Annotated in this window: 20 protein-coding genes and 1 tRNA gene; 6 read left to right on the forward strand and 15 right to left on the reverse strand. The window is 62.1% G+C overall.

Annotated features, from left to right (window positions below; genetic code table 11):
- Window positions 1-159: 159 nt before the first annotated feature.
- Entirely contained in the window at window positions 160-1,293 is a 1,134-nt protein-coding gene (locus G6N78_RS02440) for an ABC transporter substrate-binding protein (protein ID WP_165215392.1), read from the reverse strand.
- A gap of 39 nt (window positions 1,294-1,332) precedes the next feature.
- Complete coding sequence (locus G6N78_RS02445) at window positions 1,333-2,457, reverse strand: ABC transporter ATP-binding protein (protein WP_165215394.1); 1,125 nt, start codon at window positions 2,455-2,457, stop codon at window positions 1,333-1,335.
- A gap of 249 nt (window positions 2,458-2,706) precedes the next feature.
- Here G6N78_RS02445 and G6N78_RS02450 point away from each other — a divergent pair, with 249 nt between their 5' ends.
- Window positions 2,707-3,198: a sigma-70 family RNA polymerase sigma factor gene (locus G6N78_RS02450; RefSeq protein ID WP_165215397.1), complete on the forward strand. Its 492-nt coding sequence runs from the start codon at window positions 2,707-2,709 to the stop codon at window positions 3,196-3,198.
- Between the two features lie 54 nt (window positions 3,199-3,252).
- Here G6N78_RS02450 and G6N78_RS02455 read toward each other — a convergent pair whose 3' ends face one another.
- From G6N78_RS02455 to glf, 4 genes are all read right to left on the reverse strand, one after another.
- Complete coding sequence (locus tag G6N78_RS02455) at window positions 3,253-3,618, reverse strand: hypothetical protein (protein ID WP_165214232.1); 366 nt, start codon at window positions 3,616-3,618, stop codon at window positions 3,253-3,255.
- Window positions 3,619-3,720: 102 nt separating this feature from the next.
- Entirely contained in the window at window positions 3,721-3,852 is a 132-nt protein-coding gene (locus tag G6N78_RS25925; RefSeq protein ID WP_272955623.1) for a hypothetical protein, read from the reverse strand.
- A 67-nt stretch (window positions 3,853-3,919) separates the two neighbouring features.
- The gene (locus tag G6N78_RS02460; RefSeq protein WP_165215399.1) at window positions 3,920-4,747 is read right to left on the reverse strand and encodes a manganese catalase family protein; all 828 of its coding nucleotides are present in this window, start codon (window positions 4,745-4,747) and stop codon (window positions 3,920-3,922) included.
- 137 nt (window positions 4,748-4,884) lie between these two features.
- Window positions 4,885-6,033 (reverse strand): UDP-galactopyranose mutase, encoded by a 1,149-nt coding sequence (gene glf / locus G6N78_RS02465; protein WP_165215402.1) that lies wholly within the window; start codon window positions 6,031-6,033, stop codon window positions 4,885-4,887.
- A gap of 184 nt (window positions 6,034-6,217) precedes the next feature.
- Between glf and G6N78_RS02470 the strand changes: the two genes are divergently transcribed.
- Window positions 6,218-7,465 (forward strand): NAD(P)/FAD-dependent oxidoreductase, encoded by a 1,248-nt coding sequence (locus G6N78_RS02470; protein ID WP_165215404.1) that lies wholly within the window; start codon window positions 6,218-6,220, stop codon window positions 7,463-7,465.
- 9 nt (window positions 7,466-7,474) lie between these two features.
- Window positions 7,475-8,779, forward strand: a complete 1,305-nt coding sequence (locus G6N78_RS02475) for an NAD(P)/FAD-dependent oxidoreductase (RefSeq protein ID WP_165215407.1) — start codon at window positions 7,475-7,477, stop codon at window positions 8,777-8,779.
- Between the two features lie 41 nt (window positions 8,780-8,820).
- Here G6N78_RS02475 and G6N78_RS02480 read toward each other — a convergent pair whose 3' ends face one another.
- The 4 genes from G6N78_RS02480 to rirA form a co-directional block, all read right to left on the reverse strand.
- Window positions 8,821-9,897 (reverse strand): ISAs1 family transposase, encoded by a 1,077-nt coding sequence (locus G6N78_RS02480; protein ID WP_165214274.1) that lies wholly within the window; start codon window positions 9,895-9,897, stop codon window positions 8,821-8,823.
- A 105-nt stretch (window positions 9,898-10,002) separates the two neighbouring features.
- Window positions 10,003-10,695, reverse strand: coding sequence for a TetR/AcrR family transcriptional regulator (locus G6N78_RS02485; RefSeq protein ID WP_165215409.1), 693 nt, complete (start codon window positions 10,693-10,695; stop codon window positions 10,003-10,005).
- A gap of 496 nt (window positions 10,696-11,191) precedes the next feature.
- Window positions 11,192-12,220, reverse strand: coding sequence for an AbrB family transcriptional regulator (locus G6N78_RS02490; protein WP_165215411.1), 1,029 nt, complete (start codon window positions 12,218-12,220; stop codon window positions 11,192-11,194).
- A 125-nt stretch (window positions 12,221-12,345) separates the two neighbouring features.
- The gene (gene rirA, locus G6N78_RS02495; protein ID WP_165215413.1) at window positions 12,346-12,813 is read right to left on the reverse strand and encodes an iron-responsive transcriptional regulator RirA; all 468 of its coding nucleotides are present in this window, start codon (window positions 12,811-12,813) and stop codon (window positions 12,346-12,348) included.
- A 234-nt stretch (window positions 12,814-13,047) separates the two neighbouring features.
- On the opposite strand from rirA, the gene G6N78_RS02500 reads away from it, so the two are divergent.
- Window positions 13,048-14,028 carry a Fe(3+) ABC transporter substrate-binding protein gene (locus G6N78_RS02500; protein ID WP_234905930.1) on the forward strand — a complete coding sequence of 327 codons (981 nt, stop codon included), beginning with the start codon at window positions 13,048-13,050 and terminating at the stop codon, window positions 14,026-14,028.
- Between the two features lie 347 nt (window positions 14,029-14,375).
- Here G6N78_RS02500 and G6N78_RS02505 read toward each other — a convergent pair whose 3' ends face one another.
- Window positions 14,376-15,872: a CoA-acylating methylmalonate-semialdehyde dehydrogenase gene (locus tag G6N78_RS02505; RefSeq protein ID WP_165215417.1), complete on the reverse strand. Its 1,497-nt coding sequence runs from the start codon at window positions 15,870-15,872 to the stop codon at window positions 14,376-14,378.
- Window positions 15,873-16,101: 229 nt separating this feature from the next.
- Here G6N78_RS02505 and G6N78_RS02510 point away from each other — a divergent pair, with 229 nt between their 5' ends.
- Window positions 16,102-16,983, forward strand: a complete 882-nt coding sequence (locus tag G6N78_RS02510) for a LysR family transcriptional regulator (RefSeq protein WP_165215419.1) — start codon at window positions 16,102-16,104, stop codon at window positions 16,981-16,983.
- Between the two features lie 8 nt (window positions 16,984-16,991).
- On the opposite strand, the gene G6N78_RS02515 is transcribed toward G6N78_RS02510, so the two are convergent.
- From G6N78_RS02515 to G6N78_RS02530, 4 genes are all read right to left on the reverse strand, one after another.
- Window positions 16,992-18,518 (reverse strand): bifunctional aminoglycoside phosphotransferase/ATP-binding protein, encoded by a 1,527-nt coding sequence (locus G6N78_RS02515; protein WP_165215421.1) that lies wholly within the window; start codon window positions 18,516-18,518, stop codon window positions 16,992-16,994.
- A gap of 244 nt (window positions 18,519-18,762) precedes the next feature.
- Window positions 18,763-19,521, reverse strand: a complete 759-nt coding sequence (locus tag G6N78_RS02520; RefSeq protein WP_165215423.1) for a hypothetical protein — start codon at window positions 19,519-19,521, stop codon at window positions 18,763-18,765.
- 306 nt (window positions 19,522-19,827) lie between these two features.
- Window positions 19,828-19,904, reverse strand: a tRNA-His gene (locus G6N78_RS02525).
- 143 nt (window positions 19,905-20,047) lie between these two features.
- Window positions 20,048-20,494 (reverse strand): phasin, encoded by a 447-nt coding sequence (locus tag G6N78_RS02530; RefSeq protein ID WP_165215425.1) that lies wholly within the window; start codon window positions 20,492-20,494, stop codon window positions 20,048-20,050.
- 257 nt (window positions 20,495-20,751) lie between these two features.
- Here G6N78_RS02530 and G6N78_RS02535 point away from each other — a divergent pair, with 257 nt between their 5' ends.
- Entirely contained in the window at window positions 20,752-24,735 is a 3,984-nt protein-coding gene (locus G6N78_RS02535) for a PAS domain-containing sensor histidine kinase (RefSeq protein WP_165215427.1), read from the forward strand.
- Window positions 24,736-24,738 lie beyond the last annotated feature (3 nt).

A 24,738-nucleotide genomic window follows, 5' to 3' on the forward strand; every position in this document is an offset into this window, starting at 1 on the left:
TTGCAGGGACCACGGACATTGCCGCAGCACCTTTGGAAAAGGGCCCCTCACCCTGGCCCTCTCCCCGCGGGCGGGGAGAGGGAACCAAGAGGTCGCGGCAATCGCCCTTCTCCCCGTTCACGGGGAGAAGGTGCCGGCAGGCGGATGAGGGGCGCCTGCTTACTTCACCGACTTCTCGTATGCTTCGAGGATGGCGGTGTTGTAGGGCGCGATCGGGAAGGGCTTGCCCTTGGAGGCGAGGTCTTCCGGCGAGATATCGACGAAGAGCTTGTTCCAGGTGGCGTCGTCGAGCTCTGCCTTCACATGCTGAGCGTCGATGCCCGGATACCAGTTGAAGCGTTTGACGATGCCTTCGGCCTGCACCTTCGGGCTGGTGGCAAGCGCGATGAACTTTTCCGCCAGATCCTTGTGCGCGGCCTTCTGCGGCACGACGTAGTGCATCGGCTGGCCCGGCATGCCAGGTGCCGGCAGCGTCAGCTTCATGTCCGGCGGCAGGCGGCCATCGGCCTTCCAGCTGTAGAACATGTCGACCCAGACCGGACCCATGGCGATCTCACCGCGCGACAGAAGATCGAGCGTGCCGGCATTGCCCGGCGTCAGGGTGGCGTTGGTGGTGAAGGCCGCGAGGCTCTTCAGAGCGCCGTCCCACTTCTTCGTTTGGTCTTCCTGGAAGGGGCCGTTCATCAGCGTCTTGGCATCGCCTTCGCCGAAGGCATAGATCCAGCCCATGACGAAGCTGACGCCGGAAGCGCCGCCCTTGATGCCGTTGTAACCGAACTGCTTCGGATGGGCCTTGGCCCAGTCGGCAATCTCGGCATAGCTTTTCGGCGGGTTGGCGACGAGCGCCGGATTGTAGGCAATCGCCGTCTGGCTGTTGAACATCGGCATGACGTAACCATCGACATTCGTGCCGAGCGCCATCTTGGCATTGTCGCGCGTCACCAGCTTGCCGGTGTCGATATCGCCGCGATACTTGGCGAGGTAATCCTTCGTCACCATCGGGCCGACGAATTTTTCATGGACGACAGCGACATCGGTGTCCCACTTCTCGGCCTTGGCGCCGGCCTGGGCATCAAAGCGCTCGAGGATCTTCTGCGAGCCGGCATCGCCGGGGCCGGTGCCAACGGCGCGCACCGTGTTGCCTGGATAGGTCTTCTCGAACAACGGGCCGAGATACTGGTTGATGTAATCCACCATGTTCTGGTCACCGGCGGTCACGACCGTCAGTTCTTCCGCATGAACGGGCATGGCCGCGAGGACCGCTGCAAAGGTAAGGTAAGACAGGTTTTTCATGACAGTCTCTCCAAGGGATGAAAATATGAAATGCGGCAGTCACTCCCGCCCGGCAGGACGGGAAACGGAAGAATCGGCAGCGCTTGCCGACATGTTGAACAGGAACAGTGAAGCGGCTGCGACAAAGACGCCGACCGTTTCTCCGGCCGCGAACGGATGCATCGCATCGGCGAGAATTTCGCGATCGGCCAGACGCACCACATGGCGCCACAGACCGCCCGGATAGGTGACCGAAACAACGCGGCCTTCGAACACCAGGCCCGGCTCATTCGGTGTTTCGGCGGACAACGAAAAAAGGCGTGCCGCCTCCGGACGGAACCGCGCCTCGACGGCACCGGATACGAGCGAGCGCCCAAAAAGCGGCACCTGGCCCGCCCTGTTGGCTGGACCGGGAGCAATGGAAACGGTGTCGGACGCCACATCGACCGTTAGCGGGAGGTGGTTTTCCGCCCCCATGAAGGCCGCGACGAAGGCCGAGGCCGGGCGGTTGTAGACCTCTTCCGGCGCGCCCTGCTGGGCAATGCGGCCGGCATCCAGGATGACGATGCGATCCGCCATCACCATGGCCTCCTCGCGGTCATGGGTGACGTGGATGGCGGTGATGCCGAGGCGCTGCTGCAGGGCGCGCAGTTCGTGGCGCACCGTGAGGCGAATGCGGGCATCGAGATTGGAGAGCGGCTCATCGAGCAGCAGGATTTCCGGATCGACCACAAGCGCCCGGCCAAGCGCCACCCGCTGACGCTGACCGCCGGAAAGCGCGCCGGGCTTGCGGTCTTCAAGACCCTGCAGCCCCAGCATGGACTGCATGGCCGAAATCCGCTTTGCGATGTCTGCCGAGGAGACGCCGCGCAGCTTCAAGCCATACCCGATGTTCTGCGCCACCGTCATATGCGGCCAGAGCGCGTAGGACTGGAAGACCAGCGCCATGCCGCGCTTGTCGGGTGGCAGATGCGTCACCTCCCGCTGGCGCACGCTGACCGTGCCGGATTTCGGTGCGACGAAGCCGGCCAGCACGCGCAGAAGCGTGGTTTTTCCGCATCCGGATGACCCGAGCAGCGCCACGAATTCGCCGCTGGCGATCGACAGGCTGATGTCCTTCAGAACCTGTGTCGCACCGTAACCGGTCGCAACCCCATCGATCTTGAGAAAACCCGCGCCACTCATCACCATTCCCCTGCTGCACAGCTGTGCAAACCCTGTGGGAGTGTCTTAAGGAGCGTTTCTAACAGCCGGATGACAAGTTGCAGGCGGCGCGGGAAATTTCGTCGTGCAGGTCACCGCAGGCGGCCTTGTTTCCCATCGCTCCGCGTCAGTTCGGATCCAGTGTCAGATTTCTCGCCTGCGCCAGGGAATTCCGGGAACAATGTCGCAGGTGCCCGGTTGTTGTTGATGGGGAAACACGAGGGAGAGATCATGACCGATTATCCGGGAAGCGAACGTGTAAGAGCCGAGATGATAGCCCTCATCCCGGCACTCAGATCCTTTGCCAGACGCCTCGACCGAAGCCCCAGCAATGTCGATGATCTCGTCCAGGATACGCTTCTGCGGGCGCTGGCCAACATCGACAAGTTCCAGGAGGGCACGAGCCTGAAATCCTGGATGTTCACCATCCTGCGCAACACCTTCTGCACGAAATTTGGCCTCGCCAAGCGGGAAACCGTTGGGCTTGAGGATTGCGCCTCGGCAAGGCCTTCGGTCAATGCACCGCAGGAATGGTCGGTGCGGGCGCATGAGTTCCATCGCGCGCTGCTGGACCTGCCCCAACATTACCGGGATGCCGTCCATATCATCCTGCTGCAGGGCAAGTCCTACGAGGCTGCCGCCGAACAGTGCGGATGCCCCGTCGGCACGATCAAAAGCCGCGTCAACCGCGCACGGGCGCAGCTGGCAAGCCAGTTGAACTAGGCGAGCCTGAACTTTCGAGCGCCCTCCGGCCCAACCGGGGGGCGCCATTGGTATTTACCGCAGAAAGATGCCAAGCAGCAGAGCAGCGACAATCGCGACGACGGCGATCACCGGCACTAGCGCCGGCAGGCTCGGTTTCTTTTCAAGCGTTCCTTCCGCGTGCCCCATGGCTGTGTCGAAGTTACGCGATTTCATCTGCCCGCCACCCGTGGACGCGCCGTTCGGCTGGGTGGTAAGCGCCATGTCGATCTCTTCCTGTGTCGGCGGCGTTCCCCCGGCCTCGGCATCCGCTTCCATGGGAGCCGCCGCCGGATCGATGCCCGGCCGCTTATCGCCCGTCATTCCGCGCTGGATATCACCCCTCACCTGCGATGCCGTTGAGGGTTTGGTGTCCGGCGTTGTCGTGTCAGTCTTCGTCATCACGCGATCCTTGATCTATCGAGACAAACCCGCCGCCTCGGCGAAAGTTCCTTGTGGGGGGTACGGCACCGCCCTCCACTCAGGGTCGCGCCTTTCCCCCTGTCATTCGGTCAGGGAATGCGGCGAGGGCTGGCCGGGGCTTTCCGTTGCAGTTTGTGTGAAGGGCCGCGACCCGAAGATGACGACGGCGGCCAAGACGATCACGGCGGCGACGATGATCCAGCGCGCTTGCATGGAATTTCCTTTCGGCATGAGCGCGGTGCGACGGGCGGGTGAACCCCACCCGTCGCACCGTCAGTCCTTACATCTGTTCGGTCTGGGCGCCGCTGTTGGGCTTGGCCTGGCCGAGATTCGGCTTTTCGCCGAGCGGCTGCATGGGGGCTGCCGTGAAGCTGCCCTTGCCATCCATGGAAGGACCTTCCGACCAGCGGCCGGCAATGGCATCCACGCTGTCATCGATCTGGAAGCCGAGGAAGGCGTAGGAGAAATCACCCTTTTCCTTCTCCTGCGGGAAGCTGTTGGGGATCGGGAAGGCGCCCTTGGCACCACCCAGTTCCTCCAGCGCTGCCATCCACTGGTTCTGGTGCATCGTGTCGCGCGCGATCAGGAAGGACAGCATGTCCTTCATGCCAGGATCACTCGTCATGTTGTAGAGGCGAACGGCCAGCGTGCGGCCCGTCGATTCGGCGGCAATGTTGGCGGTCATGTCGGCCGCGATATTGCCGCTCGCATAGATGTGCGACATATCGAAGGGAACGCCATCGCTATCTACCGGCATGGCGGAAAGGCCGGCCGAGAGGATATTCTTCATGTTGAGGCCGCCGAGCACCATGCTGGAGACCGGGTCCTTGGCGACCTCTTCCTTCTCCGACAAAGGCGCACCTTCCAGGTTCAGGGCAACGGCGGTCGCCAGCATCTCGATGTGGCCAAGCTCCTCGGTTGCCGTGTTCATCAGCATGTCGCGGAACTTGTTGTTGCCGCGCGCGCCGCAGGCCTGGAAGAAATACTGCATCGCGACGCGGATTTCGCCCTCGACGCCGCCGATCGCCTGCTGCAGGGCACGGGCGAACAGCGGGTCCGCCTTTTCCACGCGCACCGGATATTGAAGCTTGCCGTCCGTATAAAACATTACTCTCTCCTTCATGTTGGATCGGCAGCCCAACAAGAGGATGTGAGAGAAGTTCCCGCTGTATCGCGCTTGGTCCGCTGGAGCCCCAAACGCAAAAGGGCCCGCGAGGGGCCCGTTCGGTCAGTGCAAAGCCGCCATCAGCCCTTGAGGCGCGGCGCAACCTCCGTCTCGAAACTCTTCAGCGCCGCACCGATTGCCTGGTGCATGTCGAGATAGCGATAGGTACCGAGACGCCCGCCGAAGATGACGTCCTGTTCCTTCTCCGCCAGCTCGCGGTAGGCGAGATAGGTACGTTTGTCTTCCGCCGTATCGATCGGGTAATACGGCTCGTCGGCGCGGGTGGCGAAGCGTGAGAACTCCCGCACGATGACCGTCTTTTCCTTTTGGTAATCCCGCTCCGGATTGAAATGGCGGAATTCGAGGATGCGCGTGTAGGGGATGTCCTCGTCGGCATAATTCATCACTGCCGTACCCTGGAAATCGCCGACAGGCATGACCTCTTCCTGGAAATCGATGGTGCGCCACTTCAATTCGCCGGCGCGGTAATCGAAATAGCGGTCGATCGGGCCGGTATAGACCACCGGCTTGCCCGCCGGGATTTCGTTCTTCACGGCGAAATAATCGGTGTTCAGCTGCACGTCGATCCGCGGATTGTTCAGCATACGCTCGAAGATGGCCGTATAGCCATCGACGGGCAGGCCTTCATAGGCATCGTTGAAATAGCGGTTGTCGAAATTGTAGCGCACCGGCAGGCGGGTGATGATCGATTCCGGCAGCTCGCGCGGATCGGTCTGCCACTGCTTGGCGGTATAACCGCGGATGAAGGCCTCGTAGAGCGGGCGGCCGATCAGCGAGATTGCCTTTTCTTCCAGGTTCTGCGGTGGGCGATCGCCCAGTTCCCTGGCCTGTTCGGCGACCAGCGCACGCGCTTCGTCCGGGCTCATGCGCTTGCCGAAGAATTGGCAGATCGTGCCGAGGTTGATCGGCATCGAATAGACCTGCGACCGGTAGCTGGTGAAGACGCGGTGGCGATAATCGGTGAAGGCGGTGAAGCGGTTCAGGTAATCCCAGACGGTCTTGTTCGGCGTGTGGAACAGGTGGGCGCCGTATTTGTGCACCTCGATGCCGGTTTCGCGGTCGTTTTCGCTATAGGCATTGCCGCCGATATGACGCCGACGGTCGATGATGAGCACGCGCTTGCCGAGGTCGTTGGCCGCGCGTTCGGCGATCGTTGCCCCGAAAAAACCGGCGCCGATGATAATGAGGTCGTAATCTGCAAAGCTCACCGCTCGTATTCCCCCTGAACGATCGCAATTTCATCGTGGGACCATGCCCCTTGCTCGCATGTAGTCGAACAGTCTGTCGCAAAGCTTGTGACACAAGGTCCAGCGGCTCAGTTTTCATTTGCAGCAGGACCGGGCTCGGCGCATGTTCCAGAAAACATTCATGCAATTGGGTTGAAGGCAAGACATGGCGGCGGATGCAATCGTTCTGGGTGCAGGCATAATCGGCGTATCGACCGCGCTGCACCTGGCCAAACGCGGCAAATCAGTGGTTCTGGTGGATCGGCGCGGACCGGGTGAGGAAACCTCCTACGGCAATGCCGGCCTCATTCAACGCGAAGGCGTGGTGCCCTATGGCTTTCCGCAGCAGATGGCGATGATCCTGCGTTATGCGCTGAACAACCGCATCGACGCCCATTACCATCTCGGCGCCCTGCCCTCGGTTGCAAAATTCCTCAGCCGTTACTGGTGGAATTCCAATGTCAGCCGGCATCAGGTCATCGCGCGCGCCTATGCACCGCTGATCGAGCAGTCGATCACCGAACATGACGTGCTGATCCGCGAGGCGGATGCCGGCCATCTCATCCGCAAGGACGGCTGGACGCAGGCCTTCCGCACGCAAGGCAAGCAGGATGGCGAGGTGCGCGAGGCCGAACGCCTGAAGCGCGAATATGACCTCGATTTTACGGTGCTGGATGCCAAGGGGCTGGCAGAGAAGGAACCGCATCTTTCGCAGGATTTCGTCGGCGCGCTGACCTGGACTGACCCGTGGTCGGTGACGGACCCGCATGCGCTGACGCTCGCTTACGTGGCGCTCTTCGAAAAGCTCGGCGGACGTTTCATCCGGGGCGATGCGACGACGCTGCGCCAGACCGGGAGCGGCTGGACCGTTTCCACCGACGAGGGCAGCATCGAGGGCAAGGACGTGGCGATCGCGCTTGGCCCCTGGTCCGACACGGTGACGAAACCGCTCGGCTACGAATTCCTTGTCGGCGTAAAGCGCGGCTATCACATGCATTATGGTGCCCGTGACAACGTTGTGCTGAACGGCTGGACCATGGATGCCGAGCGCGGTTACTTCCTCGCGCCGATGCGCCAGGGCATCCGGCTGACGACCGGTGCCGAATTTGCGTTGCGCGATGCGCCGAAGACGCCGGTGCAGCTTGGCCGCGCGGAAGCCGTGGCGCGGACCATCTTCCCGCTCGGTGAGCGGCTGGACAAGGAGCCGTGGATGGGGGCGCGTCCCTGCACGCCGGACATGATGCCGGTGATCGGCAAGGCGCCGCGGCATCGCGGCCTGTGGTTCGCCTTCGGCCACGCCCATCACGGCCTGACGCTGGGACCGGTGACCGGGCGCGCCGTGGCCGAGATGATCTGCGGCGACAGCCCCTTCATCAATGTGGCGCCCTATCGCCCCGAACGGTTCAAGATCTGAGTTCAGCCCATGCCGCACAGCCTGAAGCGCAGCGACAACCCCGGTCATACCGACAGCTGGTATGCGGCTTCCGCGCATGACCGCCGGGTGCGCCCGGCGCTTCAGGAGGATGTGTCGGCGGATGTCTGCGTGATCGGTGCCGGTTTCACGGGCGTATCCGCGGCGCTGGAACTCAGCGAACGCGGCTTTTCCGTCGTGGTGCTGGAGGCCGAGCGGATCGGCTTCGGCGCGTCCGGGCGCAATGGCGGGCAGATCGTCAACGGCTACAGCCGGGATCTCGCCACCATCGCCGGCCGCTATGGCGCGGAAAAGGCCCGCAGGCTGGGCGAGATGTCGCTGGAAGGGGCCGCGATCATCCGCGGGCGGGTCTCCAAGTATGCGATCGACTGCGATCTCGTCGATGGTGGCTTCTTTGCCGCCTTCACCGAAAAGCAGATGCGCGAAATGGAGGTGCACAAGGCCGATTGGGAGGCCCATGGCCATCCTGGGCTCGAGATGGTCTCGGCTCATGAGGTCCGTCGCTACGTGAAGACCGACCGCTATGCCGGCGGCATGGTCGACAGGCTGGGCGGCCACATCCATCCGCTGAACCTCGTCCTGGGCGAGGCACAGGCCGTGGAGGCGCTCGGCGGCCGTATTTTCGAAGGTTCGCGGGTTCTGGGGCTCGATCAGGGCCCCCGCAACACCGTGCGCACCGCCTCGGGCTCCGTCACCTGCGATTACGTGCTCGTCTGCGGCAATGCCTATCTCGGCCCGCAGTTTCCCGAGATCAGCGGCCGCATGATGCCGGTGTCCAGTCAGGTCCTGACGACGGAACCGCTGAGTGCCGATCTGGCGGAAGCGCTTCTACCGGCCAATTACTGCGTCGAGGACGCCAACTACATTCTCGACTATTTTCGGCGGACCGCAGACAACCGCATCCTCTACGGCGGTGGCATCGGCTATGGTGGGCGGGACCCGAAGGATATCGCCGCCGTCATTCGTCCGAAGATGCTGACGACGTTTCCGGAACTGCAAAACGTCGCGATCGATTATGCCTGGGGCGGCAATTTCGCGCTCACGCTCACCCGCATTCCGCACATGGGACGGATCTCGCCCAGCGTCTATTTTTCCCACGGGGACAGCGGACACGGGGTGACCACCACGCATCTTCTGGGCAAGATCCTCGGCGAGGCCGTTGCCGGTCATGCGGAGCGGTTCGATGTGTGGAGTTCGTTGCCGAACCTGCCCTTCCCGGGCGGGAAAACGTTGCGGGTGCCGCTGACGGTGCTGGGCGCGTGGTGGTATGGCCTGCGCGACCGGCTGGGTGTGTAATTCGGCCCTGGCGTCGTCTTGCCCCCGGCAGGACCGCAGGGCTATCGCATATGAGCGATCATGGAGATGAGGAAGTCATCGTCCCATCCGGCCTTCTTGATCTTGCGCCTTATGGATGCCTTGTCGGGATGCTGGCGGATCAGGTTGAGGGCGAGTTTTCTGAGTGTCGAGAGGTTTTGCGGCCCATGGTCCTTGCGGTTTCGTGCCGCATCCTCGCAGAAGGCCACATCGAGAACCCAATGCAGTTGGTTCTCGATCGTCCAGTGCGCCCTGGCGATCTTCAGGAAGGCTGTGGCGGAGACCTGCCTGGAGAGCAGGAAGTGCCGGATATGACTGGTTTGCCGGCCATCCGGCTCGATCCTGATGCTTTCCAGCCGGGCCACCGCCTTGATGCCGGGGAAGTCCATGCCGTCCGCCTCGACGATGCTTGCACGGCGGGTTTCGGTCCGGTCATGCAGCCTGGGATCCGTGGTTTCGGCACGGTCGGGATCGTCAGCCGCCTCCATGAGATGTCCGGCCTGCTTGAGCAGTCCCGGCTGGTTGCTCTTCAGCGCCAGCGCATAATCGGCACCGGTCGCCAGGATCGCTTTGGCCGTGTCGGCGCGGCAATGCAGCGCGTCGGCGGTGACCATGCAGCCCTCAAGCGACAGGCAGGCGAGCGCGTCGAGCACGCCCTTGACCTCGTTGCGGTTTGGCGCAAGCTGCTGGCCGATGACCATGCGGTTGTCGGCGGCCCAGATATTGACCAGATGCAGCGGCGTCGCCTTGTCGCCGCGCTTGTAGGCGCCGCGCACCGCCTTGCCGTCGATGGCGATGACGCCGGAGATCGACTGGGCGAAGGCGGCTGCGAACCTGGCGAACACCTCCTCGAAGGCAACCGGATCCAGGTGCCTGAAAACATTCGAGAAAACATCATGGCTCGGAATCCCGTACGGCAGCGGCATGACGGTCTTGAGCAGCTTGTGCTTGGACAGGCCAAAGTCGGCCATATCCTGACAACTCTCGGCGCCACACAGCACCGCCGCCAGACCGATGAACAAGACCGAGTTCAAAGGGTAACGCACATTGGCGGCCCGCGGGTCTGGAACCGAACCAAAAAGCGAAGCAAAGCCTTCCATCACAACCTCCATCAGCGATGGAGCCGAGAGGAATCGATTTGCGACATCCTTTCAAGAGCTTGTCTGCCATATGCGATTCCCCTGGGCAGGACCGGGGGACGGATGTCAGACGGCGATCCGCTGCTCAGGGGCGGTGGCGTTGACGTCGATGAAGGCGGAAACCTGGGCCGAGATCGATGCCTTGAAGTCACGAACGATGCGCTGGCCTTCTTCCGGCGAGACTTTCAGCAGCAGCCGCACGACGCTGACCGTCAGGTGACACATCATGAACGCCGTGCAGCGATACCGCTCCCGAAGGCTCTCTTCGACGAAGTGCTCTGTGGCCTGACAAAAGGCCGCGGCAATTTCCCGCGTGGCGGCGACGTCCATGTCGGCCAACATCTTGTCGGCCTGGATCGCGTTGACCAGGTCCTGGATCGACGGGTTGCTGTGCACGAACAGCGAATAAACGTCCAACAGGGCTTCTGCCGCCCGACCGACATCGGCGGGGGTATGAACACCCTCAAGACCACGGGCCAGCAAGGATTTCACCTGGCTCAGGTAACGATCGTAAAGCGTGGCGATGATGGCGGACTTATTGGGGAAATACTGGTAGACGGACGCGATCGGGCCTCCGGACAGGCTGGCGATTTCCTTCATCGTGACAGCGTCGATGCCCTTCTTGCCGATGAGTTCCATCGCCACCTTGAGGATTTCATCGATACGCTCGCGGCTGCGATCCTGCTTTGGAACTCGCCGCAAGGACGTGCGGTTCAGTTCGGCCACACCCTCAACCGCCTTGATTCGTGAACCTTCCATGCTTTCTCACCCTCCAGCGACAGACCACGCTGCAACGGCAACGTACACGCTGTTCCTTTGCCCTCTTGAGGACGGTTCTTTGCTTAGTGTCCCGCGCAAGCATTAGGGTCGCTGTGCCCGGGCCGCTGCAGATGCGCCGCTCTCATTGTATGCCCATCACGGACCTTCCGGCCTGTATGCACCACTACCCCTGCATACAAGCGGACAACACAACCCAAGTCCGAAACGTCATTCAGAACATGCAACCTGGATTGACACGGCTTAAGCTACACGAGGTCATTTCCGTTTTATTCACGCCTAGCATGGGCGATTCTAAAACTTTATTGACGCTCAGTAGAAAAGAATCAACCTTGAGGGATATTCTCAGAATACGTCCTCGTCCGGCGTCATGTTCCCCTGTCCTCTTATCTGTCAGTACTTCATGTTGTACGCTTGTTCAACTACTTGACTGACATAATATCCGATCTTTTGAATATATTTTCTTACGGGTGATAATTCACAGAGTGCGTTTTCTGGCCAACAAAAGCGGCATCAGGATGGAGAGATAGACCAGTCTGAGGATATGGTGGGTGCCCACATATGCCGGATCGGCATGCAGAATGACGGCCATGGCCGCCATAGTTTCCAGGCCGCCGGGCGCAAAGGCGATGAGGGCGGCATCCAGCGGAATGTCGAGCCCATGGGAAACCGCCAGGGCAATGATCGCCGAAAACAGGCCGACGACCACCGTAACAGACAGGCCGGCCAGGAAGGAGCGCTTGAGATCGCCCGCGGATACGCCGGCAAAGCGCGTCCCAATCATGCAACCGAGTACGACATAGACCGGCATCTGCAGCCAGAAGGGAATAACCCCTTCCACCATGCCGGTGAGATGGGCAGCACTGGATATGATCATGCCGCCCACCAGCAAAGCGGCTGGCACGCGCACGCGCTGAAGCACCTGCCCCAGCCCATAGGCGGGCAGAGCCATCAACAGCACCGCGGTCGGTCCGACCGACATCGGAAGCGCCAGATTTCCCGGCGGTGACAGCCCTTGAATCTCGACGATCAGCGGCACGAGCAAGGTCAGCGCCAGAACCCGGACGCTCTGAATGATGCTGACACTGGCGAGATCGCTCTTCGTTCCAGCGGCAAGGCTGAGAACATAGCTCAGATGGCCCGGACAGGCGGCGAGCATGGCGGTCAGGTCATCGTAGCGAAACACCTTGCGCAGCAGGACCCAGCCGAGCGCGAGAAGCAACACCGTCATGAAGAGGAGAGCGACGAAACTGAGTGGCCACTGACGCGTGGCAGCCAGCACGTCGGGTGTCACGCCGGAGCCCATGGACAGGCCCACCGCCAGAAAGGCAAGGTCTCGCAAACGGCTCGGTATGGCGGCCTTCAGGCCCGCCACACTGGCAACCGTGACCACGGCAGCCGGACCGACCAGATAAGGCGCCGGCATATCCAGCAGAGAAGCGACAAAGGCTCCACCGGCACCCAGGGTCAGTGTCAGAAGATATTCAATGGGAATTCGAAATGACATCGCGCTGAAAAATTGAGGAGCAGCAACAGGCTGCGCAGGAAGGAAGAGGCGCGCGAAGTCTTATGGAAAGCACCGGCAGGGTCAAGCCGCCGGTGCCCTAAAGAGCACCGGCAGGCGACCGACAATCAGACGCGAGCGGCAGCCAAACGCGGCGGAAGGTCATCCAGGCCGAGCAGGAAGTTGATCTGCGGCCGCGCCTTCACGAGATCATCAATCGTGTATTCCGTCAGCACATCAAAGAAGGCGTTGAGCGCACGGCGCAACGCCGAATTCAAACCGCAGCTATCGACCAGCGGACATTCCACCGCACCGTCTTCGAAGCACTCCGCCATGGCAAAGCTGTCCTCCGTCACCTTGACGACGTCGAAGAGTGTAATCTTTTCCGCGGTTCGCCCGAGGCGGACACCACCGTTACGGCCACGAACGGTCTCGACAAGGCCTGCCCTGGTCAGCGGCTGCAGGATCTTGAACAGGAAGAGCTCGGATACGCCATACGCCTTGGCAATCTCGGGAATGCGGCTGAGGTGACCCTCGTTGGCAGCACAATACATCAACATGCGGACGGCGTAGTTGGTCTGTTTGGTCAAGCGCATTGCGGTCTCCCTGCGTCTCGTCCCGCCCTATATAAGACGTCCGCTACTTTTGAACAATTCCAAAAATATGAAATTTCTGTTCAGCTTATGCATTTTTCGCAGCCATGTGAATTGACCCTTGGGGAAAATCATGACTTTTAAAATCCAGATAGTCCTTCACTGAGGAGATACAGGATGAAACTCGGCATCAAAACGCTCGTTCTGGCCACCACCGCCTTTGCGGCCAGCGCCAGCATGACGCTCGCCGCCGGAGAGGTGAATATCTATTCCTATCGTCAGCCCGAGTTGATCCAGCCGCTGCTCGACGCCTTCACCAAGGAAACGGGGATCACCACCAACGTGCTCTTTCTGGACAAGGGCCTGGTGGAACGCATCCGGGCGGAAGGCGCCAATTCACCGGCCGATGTTATCCTCACCGTCGATATCCAGCGCCTGACCGAGGCGAAGGATGGCGGCGTGGTGCAGCCGGTTGTCGACAATGCGACGATCAACAAGGACATTCCGGCCGCCTTCCGCGATCCGGCCGGTGACTGGTTCGGACTGACCACGCGCGGCCGCGTGGTCTATGCCTCCAAGGACCGGGTGAGCCAGGACGCCATCACCTATGAGGAGCTTGCCGATCCGAAGTGGAAGGGCAAGATCTGCATTCGCGATGGCCAGCATTCCTACAACATCGCGCTGTTTGCCTCGATGATCGCCCATCATGGTGCCGAATATACCGAAAAGTGGATGACCGGGCTGAAGAACAACCTTGCCCGCAAGCCGGATGGCAATGACCGCAGCCAGGCGAAATCGATCATGGCCGGCGAATGCGATCTGGCCCTCGGCAACACCTATTATGTCGGCCTGATGATGACGAACGACAAGGAACCGGAGCAGAAGGACTGGGCCAAGGCCATCAAGGTGCTCTTCCCGAATGCCGGCGACCGCGGCACGCATGTCAACATTTCCGGCATGGCACTCGCCAAGAACGCGCCGAACAAGGACAATGCGCTGAAGCTGATGGAATTCCTCGCCTCCGGCGAAGCGCAGAAGATCTATGCCGAACAGGTGTTCGAATATCCGGTGATGCCGGGTGCGGAGCCGTCCGACATCGTCAAATCCTTCGGTTCGATCAAGCCGGACACGCTGCCGCTGATCGATATTGCCAAGAACCGCAAGCAGGCCTCCGAACTGGTCGATAAGGTGGGCTTCAACGAAGGCCCTGCGATGTAAATCGACGACATACCGCATACGAAAAGGGCGCCGATCCGGGCGCCCTTTTTTGTTGCTGGTTCTGCTTGTAAGCCGCGGCCCTGTGAGGCAGGACCATCGCATATAGGAAAAAAGCCCCCTCTGGCTGCCGCGTTCGTCCCTGCAATCGATTCGCAGGATCGATTGCTTCGCTTCGCGAACCGCTCCTCACCCCACCACAAGGGGGGAGACCGCAGACGGCACCCGCCAAGGCTTCCATCTGCGTGGGCGGGTCGGCTGGGTTAAAGCCCTCCCCCTTGTGGGGAGGGTTGGGAGGGGTCTTGTTTCGGAGGCAATCGCCCTGCCGTTGAGGGCGCGGCTCGATGGAATCACTTCATCGTCGGCATGACGAATTCGGCACCGTCTTTGATGCCGGACGGCCAGCGCGAGGTGATCGTCTTGGTGCGGGTCCAGAAGCGGATCGAATCCGTGCCGTGCTGGTTGAGGTCGCCGAAGGAGGAAGACTTCCAGCCGCCGAAGGAGTGGTAGGCGAGCGGAACCGGGATCGGCACGTTGACGCCGACCATGCCGATGTTGATACGGCTTGCAAAGTCACGGGCTGCATCACCATCGCGGGTGAAGATCGCGACACCATTGCCGTATTCGTGCTTCATCGGCAGGTCGAGGGCTTCCTCGTAGTTCTTGGCGCGCACCACCGAGAGAACCGGACCGAAAATTTCCGTCTTGTAGATGTCCATGTCCGGCGTGACGTGGTCGAACAGGCAGCCGCCGACGAAATGGCCGTTCTCGTAGCCCTGCAGCTTGAAATCGCGGCCATCGACGACGAGTTTCGCGCCCTGTTCGACGCCGCTGTTGATGAGGCCGAGGATCTTCTCGCGGGCTTCCTTGGTGACGACCGGGCCCATGTCGGCCTTGTCGTCCGTGTAAGGACCGATGCGCAGGCTCTCCACCATCGGCGTCAGTTTTTCCACGAGGCGGTTGGCGGTGTCCTCGCCGACCGGCACGGCGACCGAAATCGCCATGCAACGCTCACCGGCAGACCCGTAGCCGGCGCCCATCAGTGCGTTGGCGGCTTGGTCGAGATCGGCATCCGGCATGATGATCATGTGGTTCTTGGCGCCGCCGAAGCACTGGGCGCGCTTGCCGTTCATCGCCGCCGTGCCGTAGACGTAACGGGCGATCGGCGTGGAGCCGACGAAGGAGACGGCCGAAATTTCCGGATGCGTCAGGATGCCATCGACGGCCGCCTTGTCGCCGTTGATGACGTTCAGCACGCCGGCCGGCAGGCCCGCTTCGATCATCAGTTCGGCAAGGCGGATCGGCACGGACGGATCACGCTCGGACGGCTTCAGGATGAAGGCATTGCCGCAGGCAATCGCAGGGGCAAACATCCACATCGGGATCATGGCCGGGAAGTTGAACGGCGTGATGCCCGCGCCGATGCCGACCGGCTGGCGGATCGAATACATGTCGATGTTCGGGCCCGCACCTTCGGTGAACTCGCTCTTCGACAGATGCGGAATACCGATGACGAATTCGCAGACTTCGAGGCCGCGGACGATATCGCCCTTGGCGTCCTCGATCGTCTTGCCATGCTCGCGCGAGAGCGTCTCGGCAAGGCTATCCATGTTGTCGTTCAACAACTGGACGAACTTCATAAACACGCGGGCGCGGCGCTGCGGATTGGTGGCAGCCCACTTGACCTGCGCGGCCTTGGCGCTCTGAACAGCCGCATCGAGTTCGGCGGCGCTGGCAAGCGAGACTTCGCCCTGCACTTCGCCAGTGGCCGGATTGAAAATGCCCTGCTTGCGGCCCGACGTGCCGGGCACGTGCTTGCCATCGATGAAATGACCGATCTGATACATGGGTGTCCTCCAGGATTGTTGTGGCGGCAGTATGCGCTTTAAATTGCACAAGACAACACGATGATTTACGCATCCGTTGTGCAAGAATTGACGTGCTGCCCCTCATCCGCCTGCCGGCACCTTCTCCCCGTCTCAACGGGGAGAAGGACACAAGTCGCAGCGTCAGCGTCCCCTCGCCCCGCATGCGGGGAGAGGGTGAGGGGCAGAGACCACCCGCGAGGACAACCTGATGGACTGGGACAATGTGCGCATCTTTCTGGCTGTCGCCCGCGAGGGACAGTTGCTCTCGGCCTCGCGCCGGCTGGGGCTCAACCATGCAACGCTTGGCCGGCGGATCAGCGCGCTGGAGGACGCCCTGCGCACGCGGCTTTTGATCCGCAAGCCGAACGGGTGCGAGCTGACCGCCGAAGGCCATGCCTTTCTGGAATCGGCGGAGCGGATCGAGGCGGAAATGCTGGCTGCGCAATCGCGCACCGGCCAGGTGAATGCGCCGATCGAAGGCACGGTGCGCATCGGCGCGCCGGATGGATTCGGCGTCTCGTTTCTCGCGCCGCGGCTCGGCGTGCTCATCCAGCGGCATCCGAACCTGCGCATCCAGCTGGTGCCGGTGCCGCGTTCCTTTTCGCTGTCGCAACGCGAGGCGGATATCGCAATCACCGTGGAGCGGCCAACACAGGGCCGGCTGGTCTCCTCGAAGCTCACCGATTACACGCTCGGGCTTTATGCCTCCCGCGATTATCTCGCCCGCAATGGCGAGCCGCAGTCGCTCGACCAACTGCGCCTGCATCCGCGCATCGGCTATGTCGATGACCTGATCTTTTCGCCGCAGCTAAACTTTACCGGCGAAGTGATGCGCGACTGGGATGCGGGTTTCGAGATTTCGAGCGCGATCGGCCAGACGGAGGCGGTGCGCACCGGCGCCGGCGTCGGCATCCTGCATGATTATATTGCAAGGCAGGTGCCGGAACTGGCCCGCGTGCTGCCGGAGATCACCATTCGCCGGGCCTATTGGACGAGTTATCACGAAAGCCTGCGAGACCTCGCCCGCATCCGCACCGTCATCGATTTCCTGCAGGAAACGGTGACGGCGGCAAAACCGATGTTCGTGTAAGGCCCGCCTCAGCCGTCCAGCGCGGCCTTCACCACCGTGTCCAATGGCGCATCGGCGGCCACCGCCTGCCAGTCACGGACCTCAGGGTTGCGTTCGAGCTGCCTTGCCAGCACGGTCAGCGTCGCATCCGAAGGCCCCGCCGGTCTTTCCCGCACGCGGCGGCGCAGGGTGGATGGCGCGGCCTGCAGCCAGATGCCGGTGAAGCGGGCCTTGGCCTGGCGGGCGGCGGCGCTCATGCGCGACCGGTTCTCTTCGTCATCAAACACGGCATCGGCCACCACGCAGACGCCATTTGCCAGGAGATCCTGGGCGCGCATGGCAAGCTCGCGGTAAACCTCCGCCGAAACCTCCGGCCGATAGGCGGCCTGCGGCAGGCGCGTCTCGGCCGGCACATCGAACAGCGCCTTGCGGACACGGTCGCTTTCCAGAATGCGGGCGCCGGGGGCGAGACCGAGATGCGGCGCCAGATGATCGGCAACGGTCGTCTTGCCCGAACCGCTCAAGCCGCCGATCGCGATCAGCCGCGGCGGGGTGTGTCCGAGAAGGTTTTCGGCCAACGTGAAATAGGAGCGCGCCTCCGCAATCAGCGCGTCGGATGCGCTTTCGATCCCCGCTGGCTGGCTTGTGGCCTGGGTTGCCGTGACATGTGCCCGTACCGCTGCACGAAGCGCAACGAAGAACGGCAGAAGCCGCATGCCCTCGTCATCCTCGCCCTCATCCAGATAGCGGTTCATGACGAGGTTCGACAGGGCCGGAAACCCGCGGTGCCACAGATCCATCAGCAGGAAAGCGAGATCATAAAGCACATCGGTCGTTGCCAGCTCCGCATTGAATTCGATGCAATCGAAGAGCCGCGGCACGCCATGCAGAAGGCAGATATTGCGCAGGTGCAGGTCACCATGACAGCGCCGCACACGCCCGACCCGCGCCCGCCGGTCGAGAAGCTCGGCCAGATGGGTGAGTTGCCGTTCGAATTGTGCAGTCAGGCGGTCCGCCTCCTCGACGGAAAAGACATCGCTGGTGGCAAAACCGGCGCGGTTGATGGAGAGCACATTCGCCACGCGGGCAGCTCCATCCTCGGCGGCAATGATCGGCGCCTGGCGGTGCGCGCGGGCAATCATCCGCGCCGTCTCCGTCATCAGCGCCGGGTTGAGCCGACCGGCGCTCGCCATGCGGTCAAAGAGCTGCTCCTGGTCGAACCGCATCATCTCCACGACGGCATCGACAAGCTCTCCCTCCCCGTCCCAGACGAGCGACTGATCGGCGCCACGCGTGAGACGCCGCACCCGCCGATAGAGACCGGGCGCCGTGACCGAATTCATCGCAAGTTCCGCCTCGCAGGCTTCCAGACGCTTGTCCGGCGTGGAAAAATCCACATAAGGCAGCTTGACCGCCCGCTTCATCTTGAAGGCGCGGGTGCCGGCCAGTGCGATCAGCGAAATATGTGTCTCAATGAATTCGACCGGCCCCACTTGGCCGAGATTGACGGACTGCGCCAGAAATTCGCGCACCGCGCGCTGCTCATCCACGATCATGCCCTGCCCTCCGCGGGGAGTGTGACTGTCCGATGGGGCTAACTTAGCGAGCGCGAGAATGATCCGCGTTGATTTTGCGCAAGTGCAATCGTCCCGACAGAGGTCGGGAGCGGCGAAGTATGAAGAATTTGGGATACACTGCGTAGCTCAGCGGATAGAGTACCCAAAGTTGGGAGGTCGCTGGTTCGAAACCAGCCTAATACAGTTGAAGCGGCATAGAGAGATCCTGCCGCCTTTCTGCATCTCACAGTTTGCAGCCCTTGTTGGACTTCTCTTCCGGCCAACCGATGACACCGCCGCCGGGCTTGATGACCAATTTTTTCTCTGGATCCGCCACATCTCTCACCGACATCGAAACCTTCGCCGTCGTTGGCGTCTCCCTGGACAATAGGCTGAACCTCGTAGAGAGCGTGCGCGTCTCGCCTGGCTCAATTCCACCGGAGATGCCTTGGACGAAATTGTCCTCCGCCCAAGGCACCGAGCGATTGTCGGACTTGATCGTGTAGTCGATCCAGATACCTGCGATGGCGTAGGGAAGGTTGTTCGTCACCTTGAATTCTGAGGAGAAACCGTAGTCGCCTTTTTCGAAGCTCGGCGATGAGATCGTTACCTTCTTCCGGAGGCAAGCCGTCAAGTCTGCAACAGCAGAGCCCGCTACTGCCTGGGAGATCGGCTTGCTTGCAGCCACCAATTCTCTGCCGCGGACCATGATCTCGTCGGCTGTGACGCCAGCCATATTGATATGGGCAGACTCGATGGCTTGAGGCATGAATTGGAGCAGTGCGAATCCCTGAGCACCTGCGGCTGGGGGATACTTCGTCACTATCAGATTGATCAGCCCTTTACTGAAGACTTCCTTGTCCTCCGGAGACAGTTGGTCTGCCATGGCTTTAATCGAACGCTCATAGGATTCTTTCGAAGTTCCGTCGATGCTTCCGTCGAGCGCGAACGCCGCTCCACTAATGGCGAGAACGATAGGAAAGGAAAGTATATATTTGCGCATGCTCAGCCCCCAGCAAATCGAGTGCGCATCATTATCTTGTTCCGGGCTCCAATTCGAGATCGCCCACGAGTGAAGAGAGGAGACGGCACCCTCGAATCTTGCAGACGCCTGAGCTCAAATCGGCTCGGTATCATACCAACGACGCGCATCCATCGAATGACGCGATTCCAATTCTGTGGACAAACGCAAGCGGCATCACAGGTATGGAGAGTGGCATATTCACGGTATGGCTTGTCGGAGTGTCTTGAATTTAGAGGAATTTAGCTCCCCTTAATTCCCTTAAGCATCTTACTTTCCAAAGAAAAATGGTACGGTTGGGGGGTCTCGAACCTCCGACCTCAGGTGCCACAAACCTGCGCTCTAACCAACTGAGCTACAACCGCATACCATCGGGTCGACTTGTGCCGACCGCGTCTGGGGCGTGACATAAAAGCATTGACTGCGTTTTGCAAGCCCCGAGTTTGGCGAGATGACAGAAAAAAGGCCGGAACGAATCCCGGCCTTTGCAATCCCATGCGCGGCGAAATCAGGCCGGCTTGAAGGTGGTCATCACCTTTTCAGCGGCTTCGCGGCCGGGCTTGGACACGTCTTCCGCAAGCTTGCGGGCCGCTTCCTGCATGGCCTTCGCCTGCTCGACGGTGGTTTCGGCCTGCTTGCGGACGAAGCCGGTCTGCAGTTCGATGAGTTCGGCGATGGACTTCACGCCGAGCAGCGCTTCCATGTGCGTGAGCGACAGGTCGGCATTGGTGCGCATGGCGTCGATGGCCTTGAGGCCAAGCTCGACGGTGCCGGCCTGGGCGGTCTGCATAGTGGCTTCCACGGTCTTGGTGGCGTCTTCTGCAGCGGTCTTCATCTTGGTGAAGGCTTCGCGGGACTGGCTTGCGCCCTTCTCGGCGAAATCGCGCAGGCTGTCGGTCATCTTGGCCGGGTCGAAGGCGGAGAATGAGAAGATGTCGTCAGTTCTGTATGCCATGGTCATCATCCCTTGTCGTAAGAGGTTCGGTGCATTCTGGGTGGCCCCGGCGTTTCCGGCGACCGCATGCAGCCTATATAGACGATCTCGTTGTGCATTGCAATATCATTGTGCAGTGCAACATGCACTTTTCCTGATTAACCCTATCGTCCGAAAGCCTGACGCCGATTGTGGACCCGAGGGGGCTTCGAAGTTACTAACAATGTGTTAATCTGCCGTCGGCTTGAGAAGAAGACGGTATCCACGCAAGGCCCGCCATGTCCTCTGTGCAATATCCATTCATCGACATCGCCGTTCACGAGCGGATCCGCGCCCATTTTGCGGCGGGCAAGGCGCTTGTGCTGTTTTCGGCGGATATGGCGGAGGTTCTTTGGGCGAATGGCCGGGGGGCACGCCTGTTTGGCCGCAGCTCGATCTATGACCTGATCGACCAGGGGCCGAACCGCGTGGATCTCACCTATCGCCAGGCGCGATCGACGGCGCGCGGGCTCGCCACCGTCGGTGCGACGCGCACCTTCATGATCCGCATGACCGAGGGTTTCGAGCGCGTCGGTGTGACCGCTGTCTGCGAACGCATCCTCCTTCCGGGCGGCGGCGAGGCTATCCTGGTTGCGGCACCGGCCGGCGCTTCCGATCCGAAGGCGATCGATTGCGCCCGCCAGATGCTGGAAGGGTTCGATGACCCGCAGACGCATATTGCCGTCCTGAACGGCGATGGCGAGATCATTTCCGCCTCGCCTGCCTTTGCGGCGCTTGAGCTGACGCCACAGACGGCCCGCATGCTGGTGACGCTCGCTGCCCATGACCGGGAGCGCCTCGTCAAACGGCCGGTGCCGACGGCGTCCGGTTATCTCCCCGGTGCGATTGCGCGGCTGTCGGACGAGCCGGCGCTCAATCTGCTGTTCCTCGTGCAGCCCGAAGACGGCGCGCCGGAGAACCCGGCCCTTGCGACGGAAGACAGACAGGCGCCCGCAGCAGACGTCGCGACAACCGCGCCCGTACCGCCGGCCTTCGAAGATGCGCTGGCCGCAGTCTCGGCCATCGACGAGCTGGAGGACGACACCGAAGAAGATCCGGATTTCACCGAGGATCTTTCGGATGCCGGCGCGGCGCCCGCCCCGACAGAAGAGCTGGCCGTAAACACGGACGCCGAAGACCCGATCGTTGAAGAAGAGCAGCAGTCGTCGGAAGACGCCTCTATCCCAACCGACACGGTGACGGATCCGGAGGTCGTTGCGGATGATGTCGCAGCGCCGCTGGTGGCGGAGGCGACCGACGCCCTGCCGGCAGAAGACACCCATGATGCGCCGTCGGCGGAGCCTTCCCGTCAGACTGCCGAAGAGATTGCCGAGGATATTGCCAACGACCAGCTGCCGCAGCCCGAGGCGCCGGTGGCCGAGGTGCGGACGCCGGCTGCCCCCTTCCAGCCCGACATGCGCGCCACGCGCTTCGTCTGGAAGATCGATGCGGAGGGCCGGTTCCGCGAAATCTCGCCGGAGCTTGCCGCAGCCGTTGGACCGCATGCCGCCGAAGTGGTCGGCCTTGCCTTCACCGATGTGGCGGCGCTCTTCAACCTTGATGCGGACGGCAAGATCACCGAGCTTCTGAAACGGCGCGACACCTGGTCCGGCAAGACGATCCGCTGGCCGATCGAGGGCACGTCACTTGCCGTGCCGATCGATCTTGCGGCACTGCCGACCTATACCCGCAACCGGGATTTCGACGGGTTCCGCGGCTTTGGCATCATCCGCATGGCGGATCTGCATGAGGATCCGCTGGCGACAGGTCTGACGCTGGTTGCGGACGACGAGATCTTGGATGACGATACGCACGTCCTTGACGAGCCGACGGATGCAGATGTGATCGAAGCCGCCCCGGCGGCCGCCCTGACGGCGGGGGCCGCCGAGGATGCGGCGATCGCAGAGGCCGAGGACACGGCTCCCGAAGACACATCCTCCGAAGACGGCTTCCCGCCCTTTCACCTGCCAGAGCCGGTGCAGGAGAACGAGGTGGAAGCGCCGCAGAGCGTCGAGACCACTCCCGAGACCATGGGCGAACCCGACGAACCGCCGGCTGACGCCGTGAGCGCACCGGGGGACGACACGGACACCGCGCACGCCCTTGAGACGAACGGACGACAGGAGGATGCCGGGGAAACCGCCGAGGACGAAGCGCCTGTGGACGAGCCGCAGCCCGCCCCCGTTGCGGAGCGGCCGGTTCTGAGGATTATCGACAATCCGGGCCGGCGCTATTCCGACAAGGTGGTCCGTTTCGAGGAACATCGCGGCCAGCAGACCGAGCAGCTGTCGCCCTCGGAGCAGGCGAATTTCCGCGAGATCGCCCGCCGGCTGGACGTCTTCCGCCGGCCGGAAGATGTGGTGGGCGACGCCGGGACGACGCAGGACACTGCGCCTCAATCGCCGCCGCAGATGGTTGATCCCGTCAGCATGGATCCGCCTGTCGGGAATTCGGCTGACGCGGCTGAAGAGCTGCCCGCGGCAGAGGACACGCCGGACCTGCCCACCGCGACCGAGCCGGAGGTTGTCGGCGAGACTTCCTTGGAGGATGCCGCTGACGCGAACGGCGACATCGCCGATGCCGCGGATGAGCCTTCGGACGAGACCGAGACCGCCGACAGTAAGCCGCCGACGGAAGAAGAGGTAGCGGAGGTCGAGGAGGCACCGCTCTCGATCGAGGAAGCCTATGCGCAGGCCATCCCGCTTCGGCCGCGTCCGCAAGTGTCGGCCGAGGTGATCGACCAGATGCCGGTGGCGCTACTGGTGCATGCGGGGGACAGGCTGATCCACGGCAATCCGGAATTCCTGCGACTGAGCGGATACGAGAGCCTTGACGACCTGATCGCGGTCGGGGGACTGGATGCGCTGCTGCAGCGGCAGGATCTGGAAGACAAGACGGCGGATGCCGGCGGCATGGTCGTCGTGCGGGCCGATGATGCGCTGGTGCCTGTCCGGGCCCGTCTTCAGTCCATCCGCTGGGACAATGCCTCTGCGCTCATCCTGGCCCTGATGCCGGCCGGCAGCGCACCATCAGAGCCGCAGGCCGCGGCGCCACTCGCGCATCCGAGCGAGGACGGTGCCCGCCAGGCGGAGGAAGTGGCACACCTGAAGGTCGAGGTGGACGAATTGCGCGCCATTCTCGACACGGCAACCGATGGCGTCGTCACCATCGGCGCGGACGGCGATATCCGCTCGATGAACCGGGCCGCCAGTGCGCTTTTCAACTATGATAGCGACGAGACGACGGGCAAACCCTTCGTCATGCTGTTTGCGCATGAAAGCCAGAAGCTGGTGATGGATTATCTCGCGGGCTTGAGCGGCCACGGCGTGGCGAGCCTGCTCAACGACGGGCGCGAGGTGATTGGCCGCGAGGCGTCCGGCGGTTTCGTGCCGCTGTTCATGACGATCGGTCACCTCACCTCGTCGAACGGCTATTGCGCGGTCATCCGTGACATCACCCAGTGGAAACGCACCGAGGAAGAGCTGCGCAGCGCCAAGCGCGCGGCCGAGACGGCAAGCGCCCACAAAACGGAGTTTTTGGCGCATGTGAGCCACGAGATCCGCACGCCGCTCAATGCCATCATCGGCTTTGCCGACATGATGGCGACGGAGCGGCTCGGCCAGATCGGCCACCCGCGCTATGTGGAATATGCCAACGACATCGGCCGTTCCGGCCGCCATGTGCTCGACATCGTCAACGATCTGCTCGACATCTCGAAGATCGAGGCGGGCGAGATGGATCTCGATTTCGCTTCGGTGGGGCTGAACGAAACCGTGTCGGAAGCGGTGTCGCTGGTGCAGCCGCAGGCCAATGGCCAGCGGGTGATCATCCGCACGGCCTTGTCGCAATCGGTGCCGCCGGTGGTGGCGGATCTGCGCTCCATCAAGCAGATCGTGCTCAACATCCTGTCGAATGCCATCCGCTTCACACCGTCGGGCGGACAGATCGTCGTTTCAACCGCCTATGAGGCGAATGGCAGCGTGGTGCTTCGGGTGCGCGATACCGGCATCGGCATGACGCGGGCGGAACTGGATCTGGCGATGAAGCCGTTCCGCCAGGTGGCCGGCGCCAGCCGCAAGCGCGGCGATGGCACAGGGCTTGGCCTGCCTTTGACCAAGGCGATGGTGGATGCCAACCGGGCGAACTTCTCCATCCACTCGGCACCGAACGAGGGAACGCTGGTCGAGGTGACCTTTCCCTCGCCCCGGGTGCTTGCAAACTGAGGG

This window comes from Allorhizobium pseudoryzae (assembly GCF_011046245.1).
Lineage (GTDB): Bacteria > Pseudomonadota > Alphaproteobacteria > Rhizobiales > Rhizobiaceae > Neorhizobium > Neorhizobium pseudoryzae.